Source organism: Solicola gregarius (assembly GCF_025790165.1).
In the GTDB taxonomy this organism is placed as follows: domain Bacteria; phylum Actinomycetota; class Actinomycetes; order Propionibacteriales; family Nocardioidaceae; genus Solicola; species Solicola gregarius.
Genome location: NZ_CP094970.1, coordinates 1,524,524 through 1,548,218, shown reverse-complemented (window position 1 = coordinate 1,548,218; position 23,695 = coordinate 1,524,524). Strand labels below are relative to the sequence as shown.

Here is a 23,695-nt window from a genome sequence, read left to right as displayed (position 1 = left end):
ACCAATGTCTGTGATCGCTGTGATCGGCGCCGGAGTGATGGGCGAGACGATCGTCGCCGGCATGCTTCGGAGCGGGCGCCGACCGGCCGACCTGATGATGTCCGAACGGCGTCCCGAGCGGGCCGAGGAGCTGCGTGAGCGGTACGGCGTCGAGATCGTCACCAACGTCGAGGCGGCCAAGCGTGCCGACACCATCCTGCTCGTGGTGAAGCCGCAGGACATGCCCGACGTGCTGGACGAGATCGCGCCGCACATCGCGCCCGGCCAGCTGGTCATCTCGCTCGCCGCCGGCATCACGACCACCACGCTCGAGTCGCGCTTGCCGGACAAGGTCGCGGCGATCCGAGTCATGCCGAACACTCCCGCACTTGTCGACGAGGGCATGGCGGCGATCTCGCGCGGGTCGCACTGCAGTGAGGAGGACCTTCAGCATGCAGAGTCGCTGCTCTCCGCGACGGGCAAGGTGATGCGCGTACCGGAGAAGCAGCAGGACGCCGTCACGGCGATCTCGGGTTCGGGACCCGCGTACATCTTCTTCGTCGTCGAGTCGATGATCGAGGCCGGCGTACACCTGGGCCTGCCGCGCTCGACCGCAACCGAGCTCGTCGTACAGACCCTCGTCGGCTCCGCACGGCTGCTCAGTGAGAGCGGCGACCATCCGACCGAGCTGCGCGAGCGGGTCACCTCGCCGGGCGGCACGACCGCCGCCGCCCTTCGCGAGCTGGAGGACCACAAGGTACGCGCGGCGTTCCTGTCCGCGCTCGAGGCGGCACGCAACCGGTCGCAGGAGCTGGCCGGCTGAGGCGTGCTCACGTGGGACGACGCCTCGACGGGCGTTGACGGTGTTGCCGAGTGGTGCTTCTCGCTGCAACGCTCCTCGGGCGACGTCCCGGGCGTGCTGTGGCTTCCCGCTGACTCCCGCCCGTCGGCTCCGCTCGTCCTGCTCGCGCACGGCGGTTCCGGTCACAAGCTCGGCGGCCGCAACCGCATGCTCGCGCAGTGGTTCGCAACCGAGTGCGGCATTGTGTCCGTTGCGATCGACGGTCCGTACCACGGTGACCGGGTCTCGGAGCCGCTCCCGCCGGCCGAGTACCAGGCGCGGATCATCGCTGAAGGGGTCGACGCTGTCGTCGATCGGATGGTCGGCGACTGGCGTGCGGTCATCGGCGAGTTGGCCGATCTCGGATTCGTCGACCCGGCGCAGGTCGGTCTCATCGGCCTCTCGATGGGTACGCGGTTCGGGCTGCCGCTAGCGGCCGCGATGGGCGACTCGCTGCGGTGCGCTGTGCTCGGCAAGTTCGGCCTCGGTCAGACGGGACTGCCTGCGGGGTTGGCGATGGACGACCGCATTCGCGTGGATGCCCGAGCAGTATCGGCGGCCGTTCACTTCCACGTCCAATGGGACGACGAGCTGTTCACGCGAGGCGGTCAACTCGCGCTCTTCGGTCTGCTCGGGTCGCGCGACAAGCGGCTGATGGTGCACAGCGGTCGCCATGGCGAGACCCAGGACGCCGCGGTTGAAGCGTGGTGCGCGTTCATCGCCGCAGAACTGAGAACCTGAACGTTGCAGGCATGCCGGTGCCCCGCCGCGGTGGTGCATTCGTGGCGGGGTCCTATGCGACGCTCTGTTTTCGGCGGGTCTGCGTCGACTTCGTCACCCGGCCGGGGAGTTTGGTGGTGGTGCCGCCGGTGACGAGGTACGACCGTCCGGCGGGTGATTGCCAGAGCCAGATCCCGGGCGCGGGTGATTGCACGGTCCATGCGGTGAAGGTCTTCGCGCGGTGGTGATACCTACACAATCGGTGGCCGTTTCTCGAGTCGGTCGGACCGCCGTCGGCGTGGTTGATGATGTGGTCGTAGTCGCCGACCCTGGCCGGACGCGTGCAGTGGGGGAAGGTGCAGATACTCGCGTTGGCCAGCGCGAGCTGTTCCTTGAGCCGTGGTGGTGCGACGTAGCCGGTGGCGGAGATGGTGGTCTCCAGGTCGATGACGGGTTTGACGGTGATGTGGGAGTGGCCGAGGATCTCGGCGGCTTCGGAGCGGGTGATGGCGCCGACGTCTTCGATCGACCAGGTGCCCCAGCACCGGTCGAAATGGACGTACAGAACCGTCTGCCGCGAGCCGGAGCGGCGCCCTCGACGTGCCCGTTCGGGTGACCCGCCGTCGCCGGGCTGGTCGGCCGACTGGTCGGCCGGCTCCGGGTCCGGCTTCGGCGCGGTGTCGCTGGTCTTGTCGGTCTGGTCGGCGCGGGCTGCCTGGACGTGGTGGTAGAGGTCGTCGAGGGAGTCGGGTTCGTCGAGCATGCCGAGTGCGACGGAGCGGAGGATGCCGTGAGGGCGGTTGTCGCCGAGGAAGCGGAGCGATTCGACGATCTGGTCGAGACGCTGGTCCAGCCTCTGGCCGTCGTCGAGCGACAGGGTGCCGGAGATGCGGGCGACACCGTCTTCGGGCCAGATCGACACACTCCGGCGAGCACTGTTCTCGGCTCGCTGGTGTTCGGGGTCGTCGGGGTCTTCGGTGATGCGGATCTGGTCGAGGATCTGCTGGACCCGCCCCATGCCGACCCGCGCGATCAACGGCGTCCCATCCACATTCGCAGCCGACAGACGTCGGTCGGCGTCGCCGGCCTGGGCCAAAGTGAATCGTCGGGTCTTGCGGGCGACCTTCCGGATCCGCCACGCATCCACCGACCCGGCGTGCAGACACGCGAAGAGTCGCGGGAGACGATAGGTCAGATCCAATGCGTCGGCGATCAGGTCCCGCCCACCGGACGCACTCAAGCCCAGTGCGGGGCCGACCTCACACGCGGCGTACTCCGACACCGACGGGGTGCCGGACCCACCGTAGCGGGTCCACTCGTTCACACCCCCGGCCCGTGCGAGGGGCGTACCTGCGGTGTCGGCGAGGTAGCCGAGGAGGGCGTCGTACTGGGCGGCCTCGGTCTGCGCGATCCGGCGCCGCGCATCCAGGGCGACGTCGAGCCCGTCCTTGGACCCGGTGTCGGTGGTGAGTGTGGCCGCCCTCATAGAACATATTCTGCCACCCGCCACTGACAAGACAGGGTGCTCAGAAGGCTTATCCACAAGGGAATATGAGAAATGTTCGAGAAAGTTTTCGAGAAGTGTGCGAGGTGTGGTCGGCGGCGGGAGAGAATCTGCGTTTGGGTGCGGATAGCGACTCAAACGCAGATTCCTTCATCGCCACGGGCCGGAGCCGGTACCGAAGCGCACGGAATCGATGAAGGCGGAAGCGAAAGCTGGGGAGAGCCGACCGGCGACCCGAGCCCACCGGAGACGGATCTCGTCGCCGCCATGCGGTCTGCACCGAAGCGCACGGGAAACGATGAAGGCGGAAGCCCAGCGAACGGGAAACGGTGAAGGCAGAAGCCCAGCGACCAGGAAACGATGAAGGCGGAGCACCCACACAGCCCGCCCAACTCACAACCCGGTCGCCCGCTTCGCGGCGTCGATCACCGGCGCCGCGGCTTCGGCGGCCCGTTGCGAACCTTCGGCGAAGACCTCGTCGACCTCGCCCGGCGAGAGCTCCGCGTACGCCTTCTGGATCGGTTCGAGGGTCGCGATGACGGCATCGGCGACCGCACCCTTCAGTCCGCCGTAGGTCGCATGCGCGGCGACGATGTCAGCGGGCGTCTCGCCCGTACAAGCCGAAGCGATGTCGATCAGGTTGGTGATACCCGGCTGTGCGTCGCGGTCGTACGCGACGACGCCACGTGAGTCGGTGACGGCGCGGGAGACCTTGCGGCGTACGACCTCGGGCGGATCGAGCAGGTAGAGGGATCCGGCGGGCGATTCGGTCGACTTGCTCATCTTCGACGTCGGATCGGAGAGGTCCATCACCCGCGCTGCGACCTGCGGTGTGACGACGCGCGGGACTGTGAAGACCTCGCCGTACCGATGGTTGAACCGCTGTGCGAGCTCGCGGGCGAACTCGACGTGCTGGCGTTGGTCGTCGCCGACCGGCACCTCGGCCGCACGGTAGAGCAGGATGTCGGCCGCCATCAGGATCGGGTAGGTGAACAGCGAGACGCGGGTGTCGGTACGCCCACGTCCCTTCTCCTTGTATTGGATCATCCGCCCGGTCTCACCCATCGACGCGGTGCATTCCAGCAGGTACAGCAGCTCGCTGTGCGCCGGGACCCGGCTCTGAACGAGCAGGGTCGCCTCGTGTGGGTCGAGGCCGCTCGCCAGCATCAGCGCGGCGACCTCGGCGCGGCGGGCAGAGAGCTGCGCAGGGTCGTGCGGGGTCGTCATTGCGTGGAGGTCCGAGATGCCGTAGAAGCAGTCTGCGGTCGCGGCCGCATCGCGCATCGGGCGCAGAGCGCCGAGCAGGTTGCCGAGGGTGAGGTGTCCGCTCGGCGTGAGCAGGCTCAGCTGCCTGCCGCGTTTCTGGTTTACGCCTGGTGCTGTTTCGTCCTGCGTTGTCATGAGGTGTCCTCTCGACCTGCCTCGCACGCAGCACAACCATCCGCCCGTACGAGGCGGATGGGTACGTGAAGGTGAGTACGCCAGAACCGGTCCGCCTACGAGGCGGACCACCAGCAGAGGCTGCGATGCGTATTCACCCCACCAGGATACCAACGAATCCGCCGTCGTACGCCGCATGCACACTGGCGTTATGGACATCACGCGCACCGCGCTGCACTGGGGCAGGTACGACGTCGTGGCCGACGGCGGCCGGGTGGTGGAGGTACGCCCGGTGCCCGGCGACACCACGGTCTCGGCGATCGGGCCGGGGATGCCCGAGGCGCTCAACGCGCCGTACCGGCTCACCGAGCCGATGGTGCGCAAAGGCTGGCTCGACGACGGTCCGAAGCGCGGCACGAACCACCGTGGCAGCGAGCCGTTCGTTGCGGTGAGCTGGGAGCGCGCGACGGAGCTGGCGGCGTCCGAGCTGCGGAGGGTCATCGACACGCACGGCAACGAGGCGATCTACGGCGGCTCGTACGGCTGGGGTTCGGCCGGCCGCTTTCATCACCCGCAGAGCCAGATCCATCGCTTCCTGCGCAGCCTGGGTGGCTACACCGACTCGACCGGGTCGTACAGCGTCGGCGCGATGGAGGTGATCCTCCCGCACGTCATCGGCGGCGATCCGTGGAGCATCTGGCAGCGGGGCACGATGTGGCCGGATATCGCGGAGCACGGTGAGCTCGTCGTCTCGTTCGGTGGCATGGCGACCAAGAACGCTCAGCTCAACCCCGGCGGCCAGGGGAGGTCGGAGCAGCTCGAGTGGCAGCGCCGGGCACGCGCAGCGGGCGTCAGGTTCGTCACCGTCTCGCCGCTGGCCGGCGATACCGCGGCCGACCTCGACGCGCAATGGCTGCCTCTTCGGCCGGGGACCGATGTCGCCGTGATGCTCGCGCTCGCGTACGTACTGCAAGCCGAGGGCCTGCACGACCGCGAGTTTCTCGCCACCTGCTGCGTCGGTTACGACCGTTTCGAGCGGTACGTCCGCGGGCTCGACGACGGACGGCCGAAAACGCCGGCGTGGGCGGAGTCGATCAGTGGCGTGGACGCCGATGCGATCGTCGACCTGGCTCGCGAGATGGGCACGCGCCGCACTGCGGTCAACCTGAGCTGGTCGATCCAGCGCCAAGACCACGGCGAACAGCCGTACTGGATGGGTGTCGTGCTCGCCGCGATGTCGGGCAGCCTCGGCCGCCCGGGTGGCGGCGTCGCATCCGGTCTCGGTATCAACAAGACCGGCGTACGCGCGCGCCGCTGGCCGGTGGCATCGCTGCCGCAGGGCACCAACGCGGTGTCGACGTCGATCCCGGTTGCGCGTATCGCAGACGCGCTGCTCGAGCCGGGCGGCGCGTACGAGTACAACGGCGAGCGACGTACGTACCCCGACCTGCGGCTCGTCTACTGGGCTGGCGGAAACCCGTTCCACCATCATCAGGACCTCAACAAGCTCGCCCAGGCGTGGCAGCAGCCCGAGACGGTGATCGCGCACGACTCCTGGTGGAACCCGCTCACTCGCTTCGCCGACATCGTGTTCCCGGTCGCGACCGCGGTCGAGCGGCGCGACATCGCCGCGGGTGCGAGCGATCTGTCGCTGATGGCGATGGAGCGGGCAGTGGCGCCGCCCGAAGGCGTACGCACCGACTACGACGCCTTCGCCGGCATCGCCGACCTGCTTGGCGTCGGCAAGGAGTTCACCGAGGGGCGGACGGCCGACGAGTGGGTCGACGAGCTGTACGAACGCACTCGCAGGACGTTCGCCGACCTCGGCCTCGAGGCGCCCGGCGCGGCCGAGTTCTGGAGAGCCGGTGGGTTCGAGACACCCGAGTTCACCTCCGTGGTCGCGGGAGACTTCGGCCGCCTCCGCGATGACCCCGACCGACACCCGCTCAGTACGCCGTCGGGCCGGATCGAGATCTTCTCGGAGCGCATCGCGGGTTTCGGGTACGACGACTGTCCCGGCCATCCCGTCTGGCTCGAGCCGCATGAGTGGCTCGGCGCGGCAGCCACCGCGACGTACCCGCTGCATCTGCTCTCCAACCAGCCGAGCACTCGCCTCCACTCGCAGTACGACGGCGGACGGCTGAGCCGGGAGTCGAAGGTCGCGGGACGCGAACCGATAGCGATGCATCCCGACGACGCCGCACGTCGGGGCCTCGGCGACGGCGACCTCGTGCGGGTGTTCAACGACCGCGGCTCGATGCTGGCCGGCCTACGCGTCGACTCCGGGCAGCGACCGGGTGTGGCAGTGATCGCCACCGGCGCGTGGTTCGACCCGGAGCCCGCCGGCGCGTACGCCCGCATGTGTCGGCACGGCAACCCCAACGTGCTCACCCGAGACCAGGGCACCTCTCGACTGGCTCAGGCACCCGCGCCCGGGTCCACGCTCGTCGAGATCGAGCGCTTCGACGGTGCCGTGCCGCCCGTACGCGCGTTCGTGCCCCCGGAGATCATCGGCCGCGACGGCGCTTAGGCTGACCGGTATGCCCGAACCAGCGTGCGCCGTCTTCGACGAGCACCTCACCGAGTACGACTTCGGGCCTTCGCATCCGATGGCGCCGTTGCGGATCGACCTGACGATCGCACTGGCCCGCGAGCTCGGTGTCGTCGGCGACGACGCGCTCCCGGTCGTCGGTGCGTCCGCGGCATCCGACGACCTGCTCGCCACGGTCCATACGCCCGACTACATCGAGGCAGTGCGTGAGGTCAGCGCGCGTCCGTACGAGAAGCAGCTGGCGTACGGGCTCGGCAACGACGACAACCCGACGTTCGCGCACATGCACGACGCGAGTGCGCTCATCGTCGGCGCATCGGTCGAGGCGGCGCGGCGGGTGTGGACGGGCGAGAACCGGCGGGCAGTCAACATCACCGGCGGCCTGCACCATGCGATGCCGGGCAACGCGAGCGGCTTCTGCATCTACAACGACTGTGCCGTCGCGATCCGGTGGCTCCTCGCCAACGGTGCATCCAAGGTCGCGTACATCGACGTCGACGCACACCACGGCGACGGTGTGCAGGAGGTGTTCTACAACGATCCGCGGGTGCTGACCGTGTCGTTGCACGAGACGCCGCAGACGCTCTTCCCGGGCACGGGCGCGCCGTCGGAGATCGGGGGCCCCGACGCCGAGGGCTCCGCGGTCAACGTCGCGATTCCTCCGGGCACCTCCGACGCGGGCTGGCTGCGCGCGTTCCACGCGGTCGTGCCGCAGGTGGTCGCGGAGTTCGCGCCGGACATCATCGTGAGCCAGCACGGCTGCGACTCGCACGCCGACGACCCGCTCACCAACCTGATGCTCAGCATCGACGGACAGCGCGCTTCGTACCTCGCGCTACGCGACCTCGCGACCACGGTGCCCGACGGCCGGTGGATCGCGCTCGGCGGCGGTGGGTACGCCGTGCTCGATGTCGTACCGCGGATCTGGACGCACCTGCTGGCGATCGTCGGCGAACGGCCGATCGACCCGGAGACCCCGACACCGCCGCAGTGGCGGCAGCGCGTACACGAGCTCTCGGGCCGCGATGCGCCGCTGCGCATGACCGACGCTCAGTCGATCTCGTACCGCGACTGGACCGACGGGTACGACCCGGCGACCTGGCTGGACCGGTCGATCATGGCGACTCGCAAGGAGTCGTTCCCGCTGCTCGGCCTCGACCCGATGCCGTGACGTTTGTCGCCGGAGTCAAGCATGACACGCCAGAATCCGGTATTTTCTGTACATCACTCCTTTCGCATTGGCCCCGTGAGGCACTACGCTCACGCCAAGTGACATTACCCCCGAGGGCCGGGGGGTGCGATCACGCTCGAAAGCAGGCGAGGACGAATGAGCTCCACCGAACGCGACAAGGTTCCGTCCGCCGGCGGTCCGTTCCTCACCGTCGCCGAGGTCGCAGCCCGGATGCGCGTCTCCAAGATGACGGTCTACCGCCTCGTCCACGCCGGTCAGCTCGACGCGATCCGCGTCGGCCGATCGTTTCGCGTACCCGAGAAGGCCGTCGAGGAGTACCTCCGCCGGTCGTTCTACCAGGCGGGTTGAGCGCGTTCCGAGACTGCCGCGTGGCGGTGCGGCACCTACGGGTAGCCTTGTCCTGTTCCGATGACCATTAAGCAAGGGTGAACCGTGGGTTCTGTCGTCAAGAAGCGCCGCAAGCGCATGGCCAAGAAGAAGCACCGCAAGATGCTGAAGCGCACGCGCGTGCAGCGTCGGCGTCTCGGTAAGTAGGACCGCGGAGCCTTAACCGAACATCCCTCAAGGGAGGTCGAATGGGGCGAGTCGTGCTCGTCACCGGGGTATCACGTGACCTCGGTGCGAGGTTCGCGCGCCTCCTCGCGACGGCTCCCGACGTCGACAAGGTCGTCGGACTCGACGTCTACCCGCCGCGTATCGACCTGACCGGTGTCAAGTACGTCCGCGCCGACATCCGCACGCCCGTCGTCGGCAAGGTGCTCGCGGTCGAAGAGGTCGACACCGTCGTCCATCTCGGGGTGGGCCCCGTCGGCAACGGCCCGCGGGGTCCCGTCAAGGAACTCAACGTCATCGGCACGATGCAGCTGCTGGCCGCCTGCCAGCGAGCGCCCGGTGTCGAGCGCTTCGTGTTGCAGTCGGCCGGAGCGGTGTACGGCACGTCATCGCGCAACGTCGCGATGTTCACCGAGTCGATGCCGCCGAAGGGCGGGGTCTCGTCGGGATACCCCAAAGACCTCATCGAGGTCGAGGGCTACGTTCGCGGCTTCGGCCGTCGGCGGCCCGACGTATCGATCACCACGCTTCGGATGGCCATGGTGATCAGCCCGACCGTCGACACGGTGCTCGCCTCGTACTTCCGGCTCCCCGCGATTCCCGGCGTGCTCGGCTTCGACCCGCGGATGCAGTTCCTGCACGAGGAAGACGCGCTCGAGGTGTTACGCCTGGCCACCATCAGCGAGCGCCCCGGTACGTTCAACGTCGCCGGTCCGGGCCCGATGATGCTCAGCCAGATCGCGCGCCGGCTGCGCCGCCCGCTGCTCCGGATTCCCGCGCCCGCATTCGGCACCGTCACGCCGACCATCGGGCGGGTCGCCGGCATCTCGCTGCCCGGCGACCTGCGGCCGTACTTCATGCACGGCAGGGGTCTCGACACGACCGCACTGCGCGAGATCTTCGGGTACGAGCCGAAATGGACTACCGAGGAGATCATCGACGCGTTCGCCGCGACGCTCGAGCCCGGCCCGCTCGCGTTCGTGGGGAGCGCCCGTGGGTGACGCGCAGATCATTCCTCTCGGCACCCGGGGCAAGCCCGGTCGCGGCCGGCGCCAGACCGCGTCGTCCGCGGCGCGCTCCCTGGTCGATCGCGGAGGCGACTCCGCGAAGGATGCGGCGCACGCCGAGGTACGCGCCGACCGGGCCGACGCAACGGAGCGACGCGGGATTCCCGCCGCCGACCTGCTCGACGCCGTCGCCGGGGGTGCTCGCGAGGTGCTCGGCGCCAACTGGGAGCGCCGCCTCGCCGAATGGGTCGCCCTGCTGCGCCGACGCCTTGCGGGCGACTACCAGGTCGACGAGTTCGGGTTCGACCCCGAGCTGACGGCGCGACTCGGGCTCGCGATCGCCCGCCCGCTCGCCGAGAAGTGGTTCCGCATCGAGGTACGCGGCGCCGAGAACATCCCGTCCGAGGACGGCGTGCTCCTCGTCGCCAACCACTCAGGCACGGTTCCGGTCGACGCGATCATGACCTCGCTCGTCGTACACGACCATGCGGCCCGGCACCTGCGGATGCTCGCCGCTGACCTGGTCTTCACGCTGCCGTTCGTCTCCGAGGTCGCCCGCAAGGGTGGCGCAACGCTGGCCTGCAGCGAGGACGCCGAGCGGCTGCTCCGCCAGGGCGAGCTCGTCGGTGTCTGGCCCGAGGGTTTCAAGGGCATCGGCAAGCCCTACTCCGAGCGGTACAAGCTGCAGCGGTTCGGCCGCGGCGGCTTCGTGTCGGCCGCCATGCGTACGGGCGTCCCGATCGTGCCGTGCTCGATCGTCGGCGCCGAGGAGATCTACCCGATGGTCGGCAACGTTCCCGCGCTGGCGCGGTTGCTCGGCGTTCCGTACATCCCGATCACGCCGTTCTTCCCGCTGCTCGGTCCGCTCGGGCTCGTCCCGCTGCCGAGCAAGTGGATCATCGAGTTCGGTGAGCCGATCCGCACCGACGCGTACGCCCAGGACGCGGCCGACGACCCGATGCTGGTCTTCAACGTCACCGACCAGGTACGCGAGACGATCCAGCAGACGTTGTACAACCTGCTCGTCGAGCGTCGGGCCGTGTTCTTCTAGTGTCCTGCGTTTGAAGTGGCTTTACGGAAGGCGTCGTCCAGGTGGATGCATCCGCAAGGCCGAGAAGGAAGGTCATAGCTTGTGGGGGCACCTCCCGGCGCTCTAGCGCCGGGGGACTATTTCCGACGACGAGAACGCCGCGGGGCGCCGCCTGGGCGGCGAAAGACGTCAAGGTACTTCGAACGCAGGGCACTAGGTACGGGCTGGGCATGCGTCGACGACCGCCGCGCGGCACCCGTCATTCGCCGGTCGTGCCGTCGGTTGCTCCGTCGGTCAGGTCGCCGAGCTCGTCCTGTTCGACCGGCGGGGCGTCGTTCGAGCCCTCCACCCCGTCGATCAGGTCACCGGTCGGCCCGGCATCGTCACCGGAGTCCTGCTCGTCGCCGGAGTCCTGTTCGCCACCGATGTTCTGCTCGTCGATGGTGGGTTCGTCGTCGCCCGCCTCGGCCTTGTCGTCCGAGCCGTGTTTGTCTCCGCCGAGCACCGGTCCGAGCAGGGTCTCGAGCGGTCCCTTCGGGTCCTTGTCGTCGGACTCCTCACCGTCGCCGATGACCGGCTCGAGCAGGTCGCCGATCGGGCCGAGCTGGTCGAGGAGGTCCTGGATCGGGTCGAGGGCGTCGTTCACGGGACCCAGCGGCAGGCTGTCGACAATGCTGCCCGAGTCTCCGTCGAGGTCCGGCACGTCGGGTAGCGCGTGATCGGGTATGTCGCCCTTGTCGGGCGGATCGAACTCCGAGGAGTCGCTGCCGGTGATGTGGCCACCGTCCAGTGTCGGCTCGTTCGCACCGCCGTCGTTGTCGCCGTTGTCGGCGCCGCCGTCGTCGTGGTCGGTGTCGCCGTTGTCCGGATGATGCTCGATCGGCGGCACGTCGGTGCCGTGCGGTAGGTCGTCGGGCTGGGCGACGACATCGTCGTTCGACGGGTGGTCGCCGGGTGAGCCGTTCCGGTCGTCCTGCGGCAGCGCGTCGACCGGTACGGGGTCGAACGGCACCTGGACCGTCGGGCCGCCGGCACACTCCGGACACGCGGCGACCGCTCGCCGGTCGACCTCGGTGACCGTGTCGACCGCGTTCTCGTACGCCGTGCTGGTCGACCTGCCGAGCATCGGGGCGATGGCCTGCAGGCGCTCCGCAGAGGTTCTGGCGAAGCTGCGGATCTCGTCGATCGCGGACCGGTCGTCATCCGAGGCGTACGCTCGCAGCAACTGCTCGGTGCCGATGTCGGCGTCGGACACGAAGTCGTCGAGCACGTCGCCGACCTGGTCGGCGTGGCCGCCCTCCGCGAGCTGCTCGGCCTCGTCGAGACGGACGGAGGCGTGTTCGAGACGGGTCTGGCCGGCCGCGGCCGACCCACCGCCTCCGACGGTCAGCTCGACCTGTTCGACACCGCGCTTGAGCGGATACAAGACGTCGCCCGGCAGGGCGTCCGCGCTCATGGAGACGAGACCGGCGGAGACGGCGGCGACCGCGGCGGTCGAACCGGCGGCGATGCGCAGGCCGCGGCGTCTCGGACGGCGTCGGATCGCCGGCGGCGGCACGGCTTCGCCGCCGAGGACCGTCTCGGCCTCCGCGACGAGGCGAGCACGCATGGAGTTGCGTGCCTCGTTGCCGAGCGTGGCCGGCGGCATGTCGCGGAGGGTACGCGCAAGCCGTACGAACTCGGCGAGTTCGTACTCGGTGAGGTCGACATGGCCGTCCAATGCGTTCTGGAAGGCTTGGGAGCGTCGACCACCCCACAATCGGCCATTCATGTCGGTGATCCTGTCGAGAGGTGTGATCCGCCGGGTACAACGACGGGATAGCGCAGCGGGTTACGAGCGAGCGGCAGAATGTGACTCATCGCAACTCACCGGGGATCGTGCGGGCGAGCGCGCGGATCGCGCGTAGCTGGAGCTGCTTGATGGCCCCGGGCGAGCGGCCCATCAGCGCGGCGGTCTCGGCGATCGACTGCTCGAGGATGAACCGGGATATCAGGCACTCCTGCTGGTCCGAGGGGAGCTCGTGCAGCGCCCGCATCAGCGCGTCGTGGGCGTCGTTGGCGAGCGCCTCCTGCTCGGGCCCGTCGCGGACGTCGTCGGTCTCGGGAACCTGATCGGCGATGATCTCGCGTTTGGTGCGACTGGACTTGTAGTGGTCGGTGATCAGGTTCCGGGCGATGGTCGTCAGCCAGGCGCCGAAGTCCGTTCCCTGCCACGTGAACCGTGGCAGCGCCCGCAGGGCGCGTACGAACACGTCGCCGGTGAGGTCTTCGGCAAGGGCGCGATCGCCGACGCGGTAGTAGACGTAGCGGAAGACCTGGTCGGCGTAGTGGTCGTACAGCTCGCCGAATGCCTCGCTGTCGCCGCCCTTGGCGAGGTCGACGAGTGCGACGATCCGCGAGCGCTCGGGGTCGTCGTCGGGCGGCGGTCCGGACGATGCCGGCCTCCCGGAGTCGACCTTGCCGCGTATCGAGGAGGCGATCGCGAGCTCGAGGCCGGTTGCAGACAGTGATGGCTGGGCGGCCGCGTGCAGGATCACGGCGCGAAGTGCCGGCAGTGGGCCGAGCTCACACGGCCTAGCGGTTATGGCTCAGCCCTCCCTCGCGCAGCACGTGGACGCGTGTTCGGGGATGCTACCCACATTTGCCGTCGACTACTCTGCGTATATCGCCTGTTGATACGCGACAACGCCGAATCCGCGCGTGACCTGCGGCTTTCAAGTTTTCAACTTCGTACGCGGCCACCGGCGTGTCGACGACGTATCCGCAGGCCTGCGGCGATGCCGGCCGTGATCGAACCGGCCGTCGCGGCGGCGACCAGCCCGGCCTTCGCCGCCCGGCGGCCGGTGCGGTAGTCGCGGATCCGCCAACCGTGCGTACGCGCGTGCTCGCGCAGCTTTCGGTCGGGGTTGACCGCGCAGGGGTCACCGACGAGCGAGAGCATCGGCAGGTCGTTCGACGAGTCGGAGTACGCGGAACAGCGGTCGAGATCGAGCTGCTCGCGCTGTGCGAGCGCGAGCAGCGCCTCGGCCTTCGCCGGCCCGTGCAGCATCTCGCCGATGAGGCGGCCCGTGTAGATGCCGTCTCTGTGCTCGGCGACCGTTCCGAGGGCGCCGGTCAGGCCGAGCCTCGACGCGATGATGCCGGCGATCTCGACCGGGGCGGCCGTGACCAGCCAGACCCGTTGGCCGCGGTCCAGGTGTTGCTGCGCGAGCGCCTTCGTACCCGGCCAGATCCGGTGCGCCATCGCCTCGTCGAAGATCTCTTCGCCCAACGCCTCCAGCTCGTCGACGCTGTGCCCCGCGATGAACGCGAGGGCCGACGACCGGGCCTGTTCGATGTGCTCGGGATCCTCCGTGCCCGCGAGGCGGAAGTACGCCTGCTGCCACGCTGCCCGCGCGATGTCGCGGGTACGGAAGAACTCGCGGCGGTACAGCCCGCGCATCAGGTAGAAGATGGACGCGCCCTGCATGATCGTGTTGTCGACGTCGAAGAAGGCGCCGACGCGCGGATCGGGGCCGGTGTCCAGCGCCGCCTCGACCTCGGCTGACGCGGCCGCGGCCTCGCCGGCCAGGATCGAGCGCGCGCGCAGGTTCCGGCGACGACGCGAGCGAGGTGACACCACGGGGTCGAGGGTATCGGCTGGCCCGGCCAGTGGTGGTCCGGTTTGCGTACGACGGTGTGGGAAGGCCGAATACGCACTGTGACAGACTCGACGAGTGACGATCCCCACGGTGAATGTCAGCGCGTTGGCGAGCGAACGCGCGCAGGTCGGCGCCGGCGACCTGGCCCTGATCGAGTCCTTCGGGGAAGGACGCACGATGGCTTGGGGCGAGCTCGACGAGCTGACGACGACCATAGCGCGTGCGTTTGCCGGGAGCGGCCTCGTCGCCGGGCATCGTGTGGCCCTGGCGATGACGAATCGGATCGAGTTCGTCGCGACCTACCTCGGGGCGCTTCGCGGCGGCCACGTCGTGGTTCCGATGAATCCGTGGTCGGCGACCGGTGAGCTGATGCGCATGCTCGCGGACTCCGGGAGCCGAGTCGTGGTGTGCGACGAGGTGACCGTCGACAACGTACGCGCGGCCGTCGGCGGGCTGGCCGCCGCGCTGGACACGGCCGATGACGGGTTGCGAGCGCGCGCCAGCGTACCGACGATCGTGGTCGTCGGCGGCTACGCCGATGTCGGTGAGACGGCGTTCGAGTCGTACCTCGACAACGCTCCCGACATCGCGGTCGCGAGTCCGAGCGACCCCGAGGCTCTGGCCGCGCTGCTCTACACCTCGGGTACGAGCGGCAACCCGCGCGGGGTGATGCTGAGCCATCGTGCGCTGCTCGCCGATATCGAGCAGGTGGGCCGCATCGAGCCCGAGCCGATCACGTCGAAGGACGTCGTGCTCGGCCTGCTGCCGTTGTTCCACATCTACGGCCTCAACGTCGTGCTCGGGCAGGTCCTGCGCACGGGGGCGCGGCTGGTGCTGGTACGTCGGTTCGACCACGAGGAGACGCTCGACATCGTTGCCGAGCACGGCGTCACGAACATCCCGATCGCTCCACCCGTCGTCGCCGCCTGGGCCGGGCGCGGAGACCTCCGTACGAAGCTCGAAAGCGTCGAGCTGGTGCTGTCGGGTGCGGCGCCGCTCGACCACGACCTGACCGATCTGTTCGTGGAGTCGGGCGGTGTGGTGATCGAGCAGGGCTATGGGCTCACAGAGGCCGCCCCGGTGATCACCTCGACCCTGACAGCGCGCGGACGCGAGCCGGACGGCTCGCCGAAGGCCGGTTCGGTCGGTGCACCGGTACCTGGTTTGGAGCTGCGGGTGCTTGACGGCTCCCGCCGCGAAGCGCAGCCGGGTGACCCGGGGGAGATCTGGGTACGCGGCGCGAACCTGTTCTCCGGCTACTGGCCCGACGGCCGCGAGGCGCCCCAGCCCGACGGGTGGTACGCGACCGGTGACGTCGGCGTCGTCGACCGCGACGGCGACCTGTCGCTCGTCGACCGGTTGCGCGAGCTGGTGATCGTGTCCGGGTTCAACGTCTACCCGTCGGAGGTCGAGGACGTCATCGTCGAGCTCGACGAGATCGCCGAGGCGGCGGTGATCGGCGTACCCGACGGTGAAACGGGCGAGGCGGTGCAGGCGTTCGTCGTACCCGCCGACGATCGGTCGAGCGTCTCCGAGACGGTCGACCGGGTGCGGTCGCACTGCGAGTCGCGGCTCGCCCGGTTCAAGTGGCCGAAGCACGTCACGGTGACGACCGACCTGCCGCACTCCGCGAACGGCAAGGTCGCGAAGGGGCGGTTGCGGGCGCAGGCCCGGCGTGAGTCGTTGGGCCTGTCGTGAGCGGCACGGACGACCGAGCGCGACAAAGAGGTGTGAGCGTGCGCGTCGAGGTGCTGACGAAGCCCGGCTGCCATCTGTGCGAGGACGCCGTCGCGATCGTCGCGTCGGTGTGTGCCGAGCTCGGCGTCGCGTGGAGCGAGCGCGACATCTCGGGCGATCCCGATGCGATGCACACGTACGGTGAACAGATCCCGGTGACGTTCGTCGACGGCCGCCAGCACGACTTCTGGCGGGTCGACCCGGCGCGGTTGCGGAAGGCGCTGGGCTGAGGTCACTTTGCCCCGCGGATTACCATGGGCCCATGGTAATCCGCGCCACTACCTAGCAAACTTGGTACGTAGCGGCGCAGTTTGCCCATGAGTAGTGGACCTTGCCCCGATCGCATATTAAGGTCTGGCGGCTGCGTCCGAGGGATCGACGGGGATTGGACGAATGCACCGCGGTCGTCGTCGCGTCCTTCTCCGGCCCGGCAAACCGGTGAGCCGAGGCGAGGCCGAGCCGACGCGGCGGGATGTCGTACCGAAGGGCGCGGTCGAGTGACCGCAGACCCGAGCCGGGCACTGCGTCCCGGCGTGACCTGGGTCACGGATATCGGACGATCGGTTCGCTCGATTTTGTTCTCACGTTCACAAACTTCTAGAGTGGACGAACCGCCGCCTCCAACGCGCCAGAAGGCACGAAATCCGGCAGGCGTGCGGCAGGAGAACTTGTGACGGATATGCGCACCCCCACGGGCCCGGCCGGCTCGGGCGACATCTCTGCGCCCGTGGCCGCCGATGCGCGCGGCGCCCGCGGCATCCCCGATGCGACCGTGGCGCGTCTTCCGGTGTACCTGCGGGCGCTGACCGCGCTCGCCGACCGCGGCATCGAGACCTCGTCGTCGCAGGAGCTCGCAAGCGCGGCGGGCGTCAACTCCGCGAAGCTGCGCAAGGACCTCTCGTACCTCGGGTCGTACGGCACTCGCGGTGTCGGGTACGACGTGGAGTACCTCCGCTACCAGATCGCCCGCGAGATCGGCCTCACCCAGGACTGGCGGGTCGTGATCATCGGCATCGGAAACCTCGGCACGGCGCTTTCGAAGTACGGCGGGTTCACGTCGCGCGGGTTCCGCATCGTCGCGCTCGTCGACGGCGACCCGTCGCGCGTCGGCGAACGCCACGGTGAGCTGACGATCGGCGCCGTCGACGACCTGCCCGACCTCATCCGCGAGCTGCGCATCTCGATCGGGGTCATCTCGACGCCCGGCGGCGCGGCCCAGGAGGTCGCCGACCGCCTCGTCAAGGCGGGCGTCACCAGCATCCTGAACTTCGCACCGACGGTCCTGTCGGTGCCCGACGACGTCGAGGTACGCAAGGTCGACCTGTCGACCGAGCTGCAGATCCTCGCGTACCACGAGCAGCGAAAGACGCAGGCGGTGACGCAACTGTGAGCGTTCTCGTCGTGGGGGTCTCCCACCACACAGCTCCCGTATCGACCCTCGAGCGCCTCGTGCTCGACGACTCCGGGATCGCGAAGCTGCACCGCTTCGCGGTCGATACCCCGCACATCAGCGAGGCGGTCGTCGTCTCGACCTGCAACCGGATCGAGATGTACGTCTCGGCCGAGCGGTTCCACGGCAGTGTCGAAGACATCTCCAGTCTGCTCGCCGACCAGGCGGGCGTGGCACGCGAAGACCTCGTCCGCAACCTGTACGTGCACTACGACGACGCCGCCGTCGCCCACCTGTTCTCGGTCGCCTCCGGCCTCGACTCGATGGTCGTGGGCGAGAGCCAGATCCTCGGTCAGGTACGCGTCGCGCTGCAGCGGGGCCAGGACCTCGGCACCGTCGGCACCGAGCTCAACCTGTTGTTCCAGCAGGCCCTCCGCGTCGGCAAGCGCGGGCATGCCGAGACCGACATCGACCAAGCGGGCCCGTCTGTCGTCTCCGCCGCGCTCGACCGCGTCGAGGCGACGGCCATGCCGATGGCCGACGCGCGGGTGCTCGTTGTCGGTGCCGGTGCGATGTCCGGGCTGACCGTTGCGATCGCCGCGAGGCGTGGCGCAACGGACGTCGTCGTCGTCAACCGGACGACCGAGCGGGCCGAGCGGCTCGCCGCGAGCATCGGCGGACGCGCCGCCGCGTGGAGCGACCTACCGGGCGAGCTCGCCAACGCAGACATCGTCGTCTCGGGCACGGGCGCGACCGGCACTGTGATCGGCGTCGACGAGGTCGCCGCCGCTGTGGGCTGTCGCAGTGGCGAGCGCCCGTACACGATCGTCGACCTTGCACTTCCGCGCGACGTCGACGAGGCGGTCGCGGGCATCCCCGGTGTATCGGTGATCGGGCTCGCCGAGCTGGCCGAGTCGCTCGCCGATGCGCCGGTCGCCGCCGACGTCGCGGACGTACGCGGAATCGTCAAGGACGAGGTCGCTGCGTTCCTCGCCGCACGTAACGCCGCGCGGGTCACGCCGACCGTCGTCGCCCTTCGTACGATGGCGACCGAGGTCGTCGACGCGGAGTTGGCCCGGCTCGCGGCGCGACGCTCCGACCTCGACCCCGATACGTTCCGCGAGCTGTCGCAGACCGTACGCCGCGTCGCCGACAAGCTCCTGCATGCCCCGACCGTTCGGATCAAGGAGCTCGCAGGTCAGCCCGACGGCCTCACGTACGCCGACGCGCTCGCCGAGCTGTTCGCGCTCGACCAGGCGGCGGTCGACGCCGTGAGCCGGGTCGACCTGGACGCCGAGGTGGTGAGTCCCGATGAGTGAAACGCTCCGGGTCGGCACCCGCGCAAGCACGCTCGCGACCGCGCAGTCGCGCCAGATCGCCGAGCGCCTCGAGGCCGCCACCGGCAGGCGTACCGAGCTGGTGCCGGTCAAGACCGAGGGCGACCTCAGCCGCGCTCCGCTGACCAGCTTCGGCGGCCAGGGTGTGTTCATCTCGGCTCTGCGCGATGCACTGCTGGACGGCACGATCGACATCGCCGTGCACTCGCTGAAGGATCTGCCGACCACGCCCGACCCGCGCATCGCGCTACCCGCGATACCGGTACGCGAGGATCCCCGCGACGTACTCGTCGCGCGCGACGGTCTCACCCTCGGTGAGCTCCCGGTGGGTGCGGTCGTCGGCACCGGGTCGCCACGACGCGAGGCGCAGCTCAACGCACTCGGTCTCGGCGTGACCGTCACGGGCATTCGCGGCAACGTCGACACCCGTATCCGCAAGGTGCGCGACGGCGATGTCGACGGCGTCGTACTCGCCCGTGCCGGCATGATCCGCATCGGCCGCGCCGACGAGGCGACCGAGGTTCTCGATCCACTTCAGATGTTGCCCGCACCCGGGCAAGGTGCTCTGGCATGCGAATGCCGCGCGGACGATCCCGCGACGTACGCGCTGCTGCACGAGCATCTCGACGACGGCGCGACCCGCGCCGCCGTCACCGCCGAACGCTCGCTCCTCGCCCACCTCGAGGCCGGGTGTTCTGCTCCCGTCGGGGCTCTCGCCGACGTCGCGCTAGGCGACGACGGTGACGAGCTTTGGCTACGAGCGGTCGTCGGTGCCGTTTCCGGTGCACCGACGATCAGAATGTCCGCCACCGGTACCCCCGGCGACGCCGCCGGATTGGGTGAGCGTCTCGCTGCCGAGATGCTCGCCGAGGGTGCGACCTCCCTTATCGAGGAGGTCGCCCGATGACTGCACGCCCACGGCAGACCAGGAAGAAGAACTCTGTGACTACCACCACCGTTACCAAGCCGACCGCGCGGAGCAAGGGCGGCGCCGGCAAGAGTGCCGCGACCGGCACGAAGACCAAGTCGAAGGACGTGCGCTCGACAACGCAGAAGGCGTCGACTCGCAAACCTGCCGAGGCGCAACCTGTCGAGCCGCATCCGGTGCGACCGATCGGGCATGTCAGCTTCGTCGGGGCCGGCCCGGGTGACGCGAGTCTGCTGACGGTACGGGCGGCCGAGCTGCTCGCGGCGGCCGACACCGTGATCACCGAGCTGCCCGAGCACGCGGCGCTCGCGCCCGCGGGCGCGGAGATCGTCGATGGCGGCACGAACGACGAAGGTGCGCCTCTGACCCCGTCGCTTCGCGGGCGGATCGTCGTGCGACACGCGAAGTCGGGCGGCAACGTCGTCCGCGTACTCGCCGGAGACCCGTTCACGTTCGCCACCGGACCCGAGGAGGCGATCGCGTGCAGCAAGGCCGGCGTCTCCTTCGAGGTCGTACCCGGCCTCTCGCCGGTCACCGCCGTGCCCGCGTACGCCGGGGTGCCCCTGACCACGCGTACGAAGCGTGAGGTCTCGGTGGTCCGCGTCGGCGAGGCGCGGGTCAACTGGGAGCAGTACGCCGGCGACCAGACGCTCGTGCTGCTGTCGGCGGCCGACTCGCTCGCCGAGGTCGCGGCTTCGCTGGTCGAGGCCGGCCGGGCGGCGGCGACGCCGATCGCGATCACCCAGGTCGGCACCACCACGGCCCAGTCGACGATCGTCTCGACGCTGGAGAGCGTCGCGGCCGACACCCGCAAGCTGTCGATCTCGTCGTCCGCCGTCACGGTTGTCGGCGAGACCGTCGAGCTGCGCGAGACACTCTCGTGGTTCGAGACCAAGCCGCTGTTCGGCTGGCGCGTCCTCGTACCCCGGACGAAGGAGCAGGCCGAGAGCCTCGGCCAGCGGCTGCACAACTACGGGGCGGTCTCGGAGGGCGTGCCGACGATCTCGGTGGAGCCCCCGCGCAACCCGCAGCAGATGGACAAGGCGATCCGCGGCCTCGTCGAGGGTCGCTACGAGTGGATCGTGTTCACCAGCGTCAACGCAGTGCGCGCCGTACGCGAGAAGTTCGAGGAGTACGGTCTCGACGCCCGCGCGTTCTCCGGGCTGAAGATCGCGGCCGTCGGCGACAAGACCGCCGCCGCGATCGAGACCTGGGGTATCCGGCCCGACCGCATCCCGAGTGGTGAGCAGTCCGCGCGTGGTCTGCTCGAGGACTGGCCGCCGTACGACGACGTGCTCGACCCGATCAACCGGGTGTTCCTGCCGCGTGCCGATATCGCGACCGAGCAGCTGGTCGCGGGCCTCATCGAGCTGGGCTGGGAGGTCGACGACGTGACCGCGTACCGCACCGTGCGCGCCGCGCCGCCGCCCGCGCCGACCCGCGAGGCGATCAAGACCGGCAAGTTCGACGCGGTCGTCTTCACCTCGTCGTCGACGGTACGCAACCTCGTCGGCATCGCCGGAAAGCCGCACGCCAGCACGATCATCGCGTGCATCGGCCCGGCGACGGCGAAGACCGCGGAGGAGCACGGCCTGCGGGTCGACGTCCTGGCCGAGAAGCCGGCCGTCGAGGTGCTCGCCGATGCGCTGGCCGACTTCGGCGCCACTCGCCGGCTCGCGATGCTCGAGGCCGGCGACCCGGTCACGAAGCCCTCGGAGCGCAAGGGCTCGTCGCGTCGGCGGAGCCGGTAGGCATCGATGTTCCCGCAGGATCGCCCGCGCCGGCTGCGTACGTCGCCGGCAGTACGCAGGATGGTCGCCGAGACCTCGGTAGAGCCGCGCAGCCTGGTGCTGCCGATGTTCGTCGCCGAGGGCCGAAGCGAGCCGACCCCGATCGAGAGCATGCCGGGCGTCGTGCAGCACACCCGCGACACCGCCCGGCGTGCGATCGCAGAGGCGGCCGAGCTCGGGCTGGGCGGCGTGATGCTGTTCGGCCTGCCCGAACGTAAGGACGCTACCGGGTCGGGTGCGCTCGACCCGGGCGGCATCCTGAATGTCGCGATCGGCGACGCCGTCGCCGAGGTCGGCGATGCGCTGGTGGTGATGTCCGACCTGTGCCTCGACGAGTTCACCGACCACGGTCACTGCGGCGTGCTCGACTCACACGGTCGCGTCGACAACGATGCAACGCTCGACCTGTACGCCAAGATGGGGGTCGCGCACGCGGAGGCCGGCGTCCACATGGTCGGCCCGAGCGGCATGATGGACGGCCAGGTCGGCGTCATCCGGCGCGCGCTCGATGCCGCCGGGCACACCGACACCGCGATCCTCGCGTACGCCGTGAAGTACTCGTCGGCGTTGTTCGGGCCGTTCCGCGAGGCCGTCGCGTCGTCGCTGCAGGGCGACCGTCGGACGTACCAGCAGGACCCCGCCAACGCACGTGAGGCGATCCGCGAGACGCTGCTCGACATCGAGGAAGGCGCCGACCTCGTCATGGTGAAGCCGGCGCTCAGCTACCTCGACGTACTCGCCCAGGTACGCGCGCAGGTGACGGTGCCGGTCGCGGCGTACAACGTCTCGGGGGAGTACGCGATGGTCGAGGCAGCGGCCGCGAACGGCTGGATCGATCGGGAGCGCGCGATCGACGAGGCCCTGCTGTCGATCCGCCGCGCCGGCGCAGACATCATCCTGACGTACTGGGCTGCCGAGGTCGCGCGTCGCTCGCGGTGACGTGACGGCGCCCGTGCCGGACCATGGGCACCGCCATCAGCGCCAGCATCAGCAGGTGCCCGTAGGTCATCAGGTCGGACTCGTTCATGCCCGCCCACCACATGGCCGGGTAGACTACCACGAAGCCCGCGTACATCGCCGCGCTCATCTCCGCGATGTGGCGCGGGTCGTGACCGCGATGTCGCATCCAGACGGCCATTCCGATCGCCATCGTGGTTGCCATCGCGAGCGTCTCGGCCTCGGGTCCGCGTAGCGGATGGGTCGGACCGGCCGACCACGTTGCCAGCATCCACACTGGGTAGAGCAGCATCATGCCGACGAGCATGGCCGCGACCATCTCCAGGTAATGCGCGAGGAAGCGCATCGAACGGGATCTCATGATGTTCCTCTCGGATCGTTGTCATGATTACCCTCCGAGCGTCCCGCCGAACCCTGCACGTCCGGCACCTGCGCCGTGTCACGAGATATCCATGCACGCGCGTCGGATCAGAGCCAGTCCTGCTCGCGGGCGAGGCGGAACGCCTCCGCACGGCCGGTTGCGCCGAGCTTCTGCGCCGCCGACGCGAGGTAGTTGCGGACCGTTCCGGGCGACAGGTGCAGCGTCCGGGCGACCTCCCGGACCGGGCGGTCGAGCCCCGCGGTGGCGAGTACCTCCGTCTCGCGCGCGGTGAGCGGGGACGACGGTGCCGTGAGCGCATCGGCGGCGAGCACGGGGTCGACGTAGCGGCTGCCGTCGTGCACGCGGCGGATGACATCGGACAGTGCGGTACCCGGTGCGCCCTTCGCGAGGAAGCCGCGCGCACCGGACGACAACGCCTTGCGCAGCACCGCCGGTCGGCCGTGACCGGTGAGGATCACGACCGCGCAGTCGGGCAGTGCGCGGGCTAGCTCGGCGACCACCTCGAGCCCGTCGCGCTTGGGCATCTCGAGGTCGACGACGGCGACGTCGGGACGGTGCGCCCGGGCGAGGTCGACCGCCTCCGCGCCATCGGCCGCCTGCGCGACGATCTCCAGATCGTCCTCGCGGTCGACCAGCGCCGCCAGCGCGACGCGGATCATCTCCTCGTCCTCTGCGAGTAGAACCCGAATCATCCGTCCAGCCCGCTCTCTGCTTCGAGCACGAACGTATCGCGCTCGCGGCGCCCTTCGACCCGCGCTCCGATCGCGACAGCCCGGT

At 69.4% G+C, this 23,695-nt stretch carries 22 protein-coding genes; 15 read left to right on the top strand and 7 right to left on the bottom strand.

What is annotated here, in order from left to right; genetic code table 11:
- Nucleotides 1-4 precede the first annotated feature (4 nt).
- The gene (gene proC / locus L0C25_RS07755) at nt 5-802 is read left to right on the top strand and encodes a pyrroline-5-carboxylate reductase (RefSeq protein WP_271635889.1); all 798 of its coding nucleotides are present in this window, start codon (nt 5-7) and stop codon (nt 800-802) included.
- A gap of 3 nt (nt 803-805) precedes the next feature.
- Nucleotides 806-1,561 (top strand): dienelactone hydrolase family protein, encoded by a 756-nt coding sequence (locus L0C25_RS07750; RefSeq protein ID WP_271635888.1) that lies wholly within the window; start codon nt 806-808, stop codon nt 1,559-1,561.
- Between the two features lie 52 nt (nt 1,562-1,613).
- On the opposite strand, the gene L0C25_RS07745 is transcribed toward L0C25_RS07750, so the two are convergent.
- Nucleotides 1,614-3,026, bottom strand: a complete 1,413-nt coding sequence (locus tag L0C25_RS07745) for an HNH endonuclease signature motif containing protein (protein ID WP_271635887.1) — start codon at nt 3,024-3,026, stop codon at nt 1,614-1,616.
- Nucleotides 3,027-3,437: 411 nt separating this feature from the next.
- Nucleotides 3,438-4,445, bottom strand: a complete 1,008-nt coding sequence (trpS, locus tag L0C25_RS07740) for a tryptophan--tRNA ligase (RefSeq protein ID WP_271635886.1) — start codon at nt 4,443-4,445, stop codon at nt 3,438-3,440.
- Between the two features lie 190 nt (nt 4,446-4,635).
- Between trpS and L0C25_RS07735 the strand changes: the two genes are divergently transcribed.
- The 6 genes from L0C25_RS07735 (at nt 4,636) to L0C25_RS07710 (ending at nt 10,777) form a co-directional block, all read left to right on the top strand.
- Nucleotides 4,636-6,954: a molybdopterin-dependent oxidoreductase gene (locus L0C25_RS07735; RefSeq protein WP_271635885.1), complete on the top strand. Its 2,319-nt coding sequence runs from the start codon at nt 4,636-4,638 to the stop codon at nt 6,952-6,954.
- A gap of 10 nt (nt 6,955-6,964) precedes the next feature.
- Entirely contained in the window at nt 6,965-8,146 is a 1,182-nt protein-coding gene (locus L0C25_RS07730) for an acetoin utilization protein AcuC (RefSeq protein WP_271635884.1), read from the top strand.
- Nucleotides 8,147-8,302: 156 nt separating this feature from the next.
- Nucleotides 8,303-8,515 carry a helix-turn-helix domain-containing protein gene (locus L0C25_RS07725; RefSeq protein WP_271635883.1) on the top strand — a complete coding sequence of 71 codons (213 nt, stop codon included), beginning with the start codon at nt 8,303-8,305 and terminating at the stop codon, nt 8,513-8,515.
- An 84-nt stretch (nt 8,516-8,599) separates the two neighbouring features.
- Nucleotides 8,600-8,701 (top strand): 30S ribosomal protein bS22, encoded by a 102-nt coding sequence (locus tag L0C25_RS07720; protein ID WP_271635882.1) that lies wholly within the window; start codon nt 8,600-8,602, stop codon nt 8,699-8,701.
- A 41-nt stretch (nt 8,702-8,742) separates the two neighbouring features.
- The gene (locus tag L0C25_RS07715) at nt 8,743-9,720 is read left to right on the top strand and encodes an NAD-dependent epimerase/dehydratase family protein (protein WP_271635881.1); all 978 of its coding nucleotides are present in this window, start codon (nt 8,743-8,745) and stop codon (nt 9,718-9,720) included.
- On the top strand, nt 9,713-10,777 hold the full coding sequence (locus L0C25_RS07710) for a lysophospholipid acyltransferase family protein (protein WP_271635880.1): 1,065 nt from the start codon (nt 9,713-9,715) through the stop codon (nt 10,775-10,777). The genes L0C25_RS07715 and L0C25_RS07710 overlap by 8 nt, the downstream gene beginning before the upstream one ends.
- Nucleotides 10,778-11,015: 238 nt before the next feature.
- On the opposite strand, the gene L0C25_RS07705 is transcribed toward L0C25_RS07710, so the two are convergent.
- The 3 genes from L0C25_RS07705 to L0C25_RS07695 form a co-directional block, all read right to left on the bottom strand.
- Nucleotides 11,016-12,527, bottom strand: coding sequence for a DUF5667 domain-containing protein (locus L0C25_RS07705; RefSeq protein WP_271635879.1), 1,512 nt, complete (start codon nt 12,525-12,527; stop codon nt 11,016-11,018).
- 85 nt (nt 12,528-12,612) lie between these two features.
- Nucleotides 12,613-13,293 (bottom strand): sigma-70 family RNA polymerase sigma factor, encoded by a 681-nt coding sequence (locus tag L0C25_RS07700; protein WP_271635878.1) that lies wholly within the window; start codon nt 13,291-13,293, stop codon nt 12,613-12,615.
- Between the two features lie 185 nt (nt 13,294-13,478).
- Nucleotides 13,479-14,378, bottom strand: coding sequence for an HAD family hydrolase (locus L0C25_RS07695; RefSeq protein ID WP_271635877.1), 900 nt, complete (start codon nt 14,376-14,378; stop codon nt 13,479-13,481).
- A gap of 94 nt (nt 14,379-14,472) precedes the next feature.
- Here L0C25_RS07695 and L0C25_RS07690 point away from each other — a divergent pair, with 94 nt between their 5' ends.
- The 7 genes from L0C25_RS07690 to hemB all read left to right on the top strand — a co-directional run bounded on the left by L0C25_RS07690 (nt 14,473) and on the right by hemB (nt 22,518).
- Nucleotides 14,473-16,095, top strand: a complete 1,623-nt coding sequence (locus L0C25_RS07690; RefSeq protein ID WP_271635876.1) for a class I adenylate-forming enzyme family protein — start codon at nt 14,473-14,475, stop codon at nt 16,093-16,095.
- Between the two features lie 38 nt (nt 16,096-16,133).
- Entirely contained in the window at nt 16,134-16,364 is a 231-nt protein-coding gene (locus L0C25_RS07685; RefSeq protein WP_333908574.1) for a glutaredoxin family protein, read from the top strand.
- A gap of 449 nt (nt 16,365-16,813) precedes the next feature.
- Complete coding sequence (locus tag L0C25_RS07680; RefSeq protein WP_271635874.1) at nt 16,814-17,524, top strand: redox-sensing transcriptional repressor Rex; 711 nt, start codon at nt 16,814-16,816, stop codon at nt 17,522-17,524.
- Nucleotides 17,521-18,843 (top strand): glutamyl-tRNA reductase, encoded by a 1,323-nt coding sequence (locus L0C25_RS07675; RefSeq protein ID WP_271635873.1) that lies wholly within the window; start codon nt 17,521-17,523, stop codon nt 18,841-18,843. The genes L0C25_RS07680 and L0C25_RS07675 overlap by 4 nt, the downstream gene beginning before the upstream one ends.
- The gene (gene hemC, locus L0C25_RS07670; protein WP_271635872.1) at nt 18,836-19,768 is read left to right on the top strand and encodes a hydroxymethylbilane synthase; all 933 of its coding nucleotides are present in this window, start codon (nt 18,836-18,838) and stop codon (nt 19,766-19,768) included. The genes L0C25_RS07675 and hemC overlap by 8 nt, the downstream gene beginning before the upstream one ends.
- Entirely contained in the window at nt 19,765-21,540 is a 1,776-nt protein-coding gene (locus L0C25_RS07665; RefSeq protein WP_271635871.1) for a bifunctional uroporphyrinogen-III C-methyltransferase/uroporphyrinogen-III synthase, read from the top strand. The genes hemC and L0C25_RS07665 overlap by 4 nt, the downstream gene beginning before the upstream one ends.
- 6 nt (nt 21,541-21,546) lie before the next feature.
- Nucleotides 21,547-22,518, top strand: a complete 972-nt coding sequence (gene hemB / locus L0C25_RS07660) for a porphobilinogen synthase (RefSeq protein ID WP_271635870.1) — start codon at nt 21,547-21,549, stop codon at nt 22,516-22,518.
- Here the strand turns inward: hemB and L0C25_RS07655 are convergent.
- Entirely contained in the window at nt 22,472-22,897 is a 426-nt protein-coding gene (locus tag L0C25_RS07655) for a hypothetical protein (RefSeq protein WP_271635869.1), read from the bottom strand. The two genes, hemB and L0C25_RS07655, sit on opposite strands and share 47 nt — an antisense overlap.
- A gap of 107 nt (nt 22,898-23,004) precedes the next feature.
- On the bottom strand, nt 23,005-23,610 hold the full coding sequence (locus L0C25_RS07650; protein ID WP_271635868.1) for a response regulator transcription factor: 606 nt from the start codon (nt 23,608-23,610) through the stop codon (nt 23,005-23,007).
- Nucleotides 23,611-23,695: the final 85 nt, after the last annotated feature.

Excerpts from the sequence above, each read along its gene's own strand:
- L0C25_RS07715 (WP_271635881.1), top strand. The coding sequence starts at position 8,743 with ATGGGGCGAGTCGTGCTCGTCACCGGGGTATCACGTGACCTCGGTGCG.
- trpS (WP_271635886.1), bottom strand. The coding sequence starts at position 4,445 with ATGACAACGCAGGACGAAACAGCACCAGGCGTAAACCAGAAACGCGGC.
- L0C25_RS07650 (WP_271635868.1), bottom strand. The coding sequence starts at position 23,610 with ATGATTCGGGTTCTACTCGCAGAGGACGAGGAGATGATCCGCGTCGCG.
- L0C25_RS07735 (WP_271635885.1), top strand. The coding sequence starts at position 4,636 with ATGGACATCACGCGCACCGCGCTGCACTGGGGCAGGTACGACGTCGTG.
- L0C25_RS07655 (WP_271635869.1), bottom strand. The coding sequence starts at position 22,897 with ATGAGATCCCGTTCGATGCGCTTCCTCGCGCATTACCTGGAGATGGTC.
- L0C25_RS07745 (WP_271635887.1), bottom strand. The coding sequence starts at position 3,026 with ATGAGGGCGGCCACACTCACCACCGACACCGGGTCCAAGGACGGGCTC.
- hemC (WP_271635872.1), top strand. The coding sequence starts at position 18,836 with ATGAGTGAAACGCTCCGGGTCGGCACCCGCGCAAGCACGCTCGCGACC.
- L0C25_RS07665 (WP_271635871.1), top strand. The coding sequence starts at position 19,765 with ATGACTGCACGCCCACGGCAGACCAGGAAGAAGAACTCTGTGACTACC.
- L0C25_RS07705 (WP_271635879.1), bottom strand. The coding sequence starts at position 12,527 with ATGAATGGCCGATTGTGGGGTGGTCGACGCTCCCAAGCCTTCCAGAAC.
- L0C25_RS07730 (WP_271635884.1), top strand. The coding sequence starts at position 6,965 with ATGCCCGAACCAGCGTGCGCCGTCTTCGACGAGCACCTCACCGAGTAC.
- hemB (WP_271635870.1), top strand. The coding sequence starts at position 21,547 with ATGTTCCCGCAGGATCGCCCGCGCCGGCTGCGTACGTCGCCGGCAGTA.
- L0C25_RS07680 (WP_271635874.1), top strand. The coding sequence starts at position 16,814 with ATGCGCACCCCCACGGGCCCGGCCGGCTCGGGCGACATCTCTGCGCCC.
- L0C25_RS07725 (WP_271635883.1), top strand. The coding sequence starts at position 8,303 with ATGAGCTCCACCGAACGCGACAAGGTTCCGTCCGCCGGCGGTCCGTTC.
- proC (WP_271635889.1), top strand. The coding sequence starts at position 5 with ATGTCTGTGATCGCTGTGATCGGCGCCGGAGTGATGGGCGAGACGATC.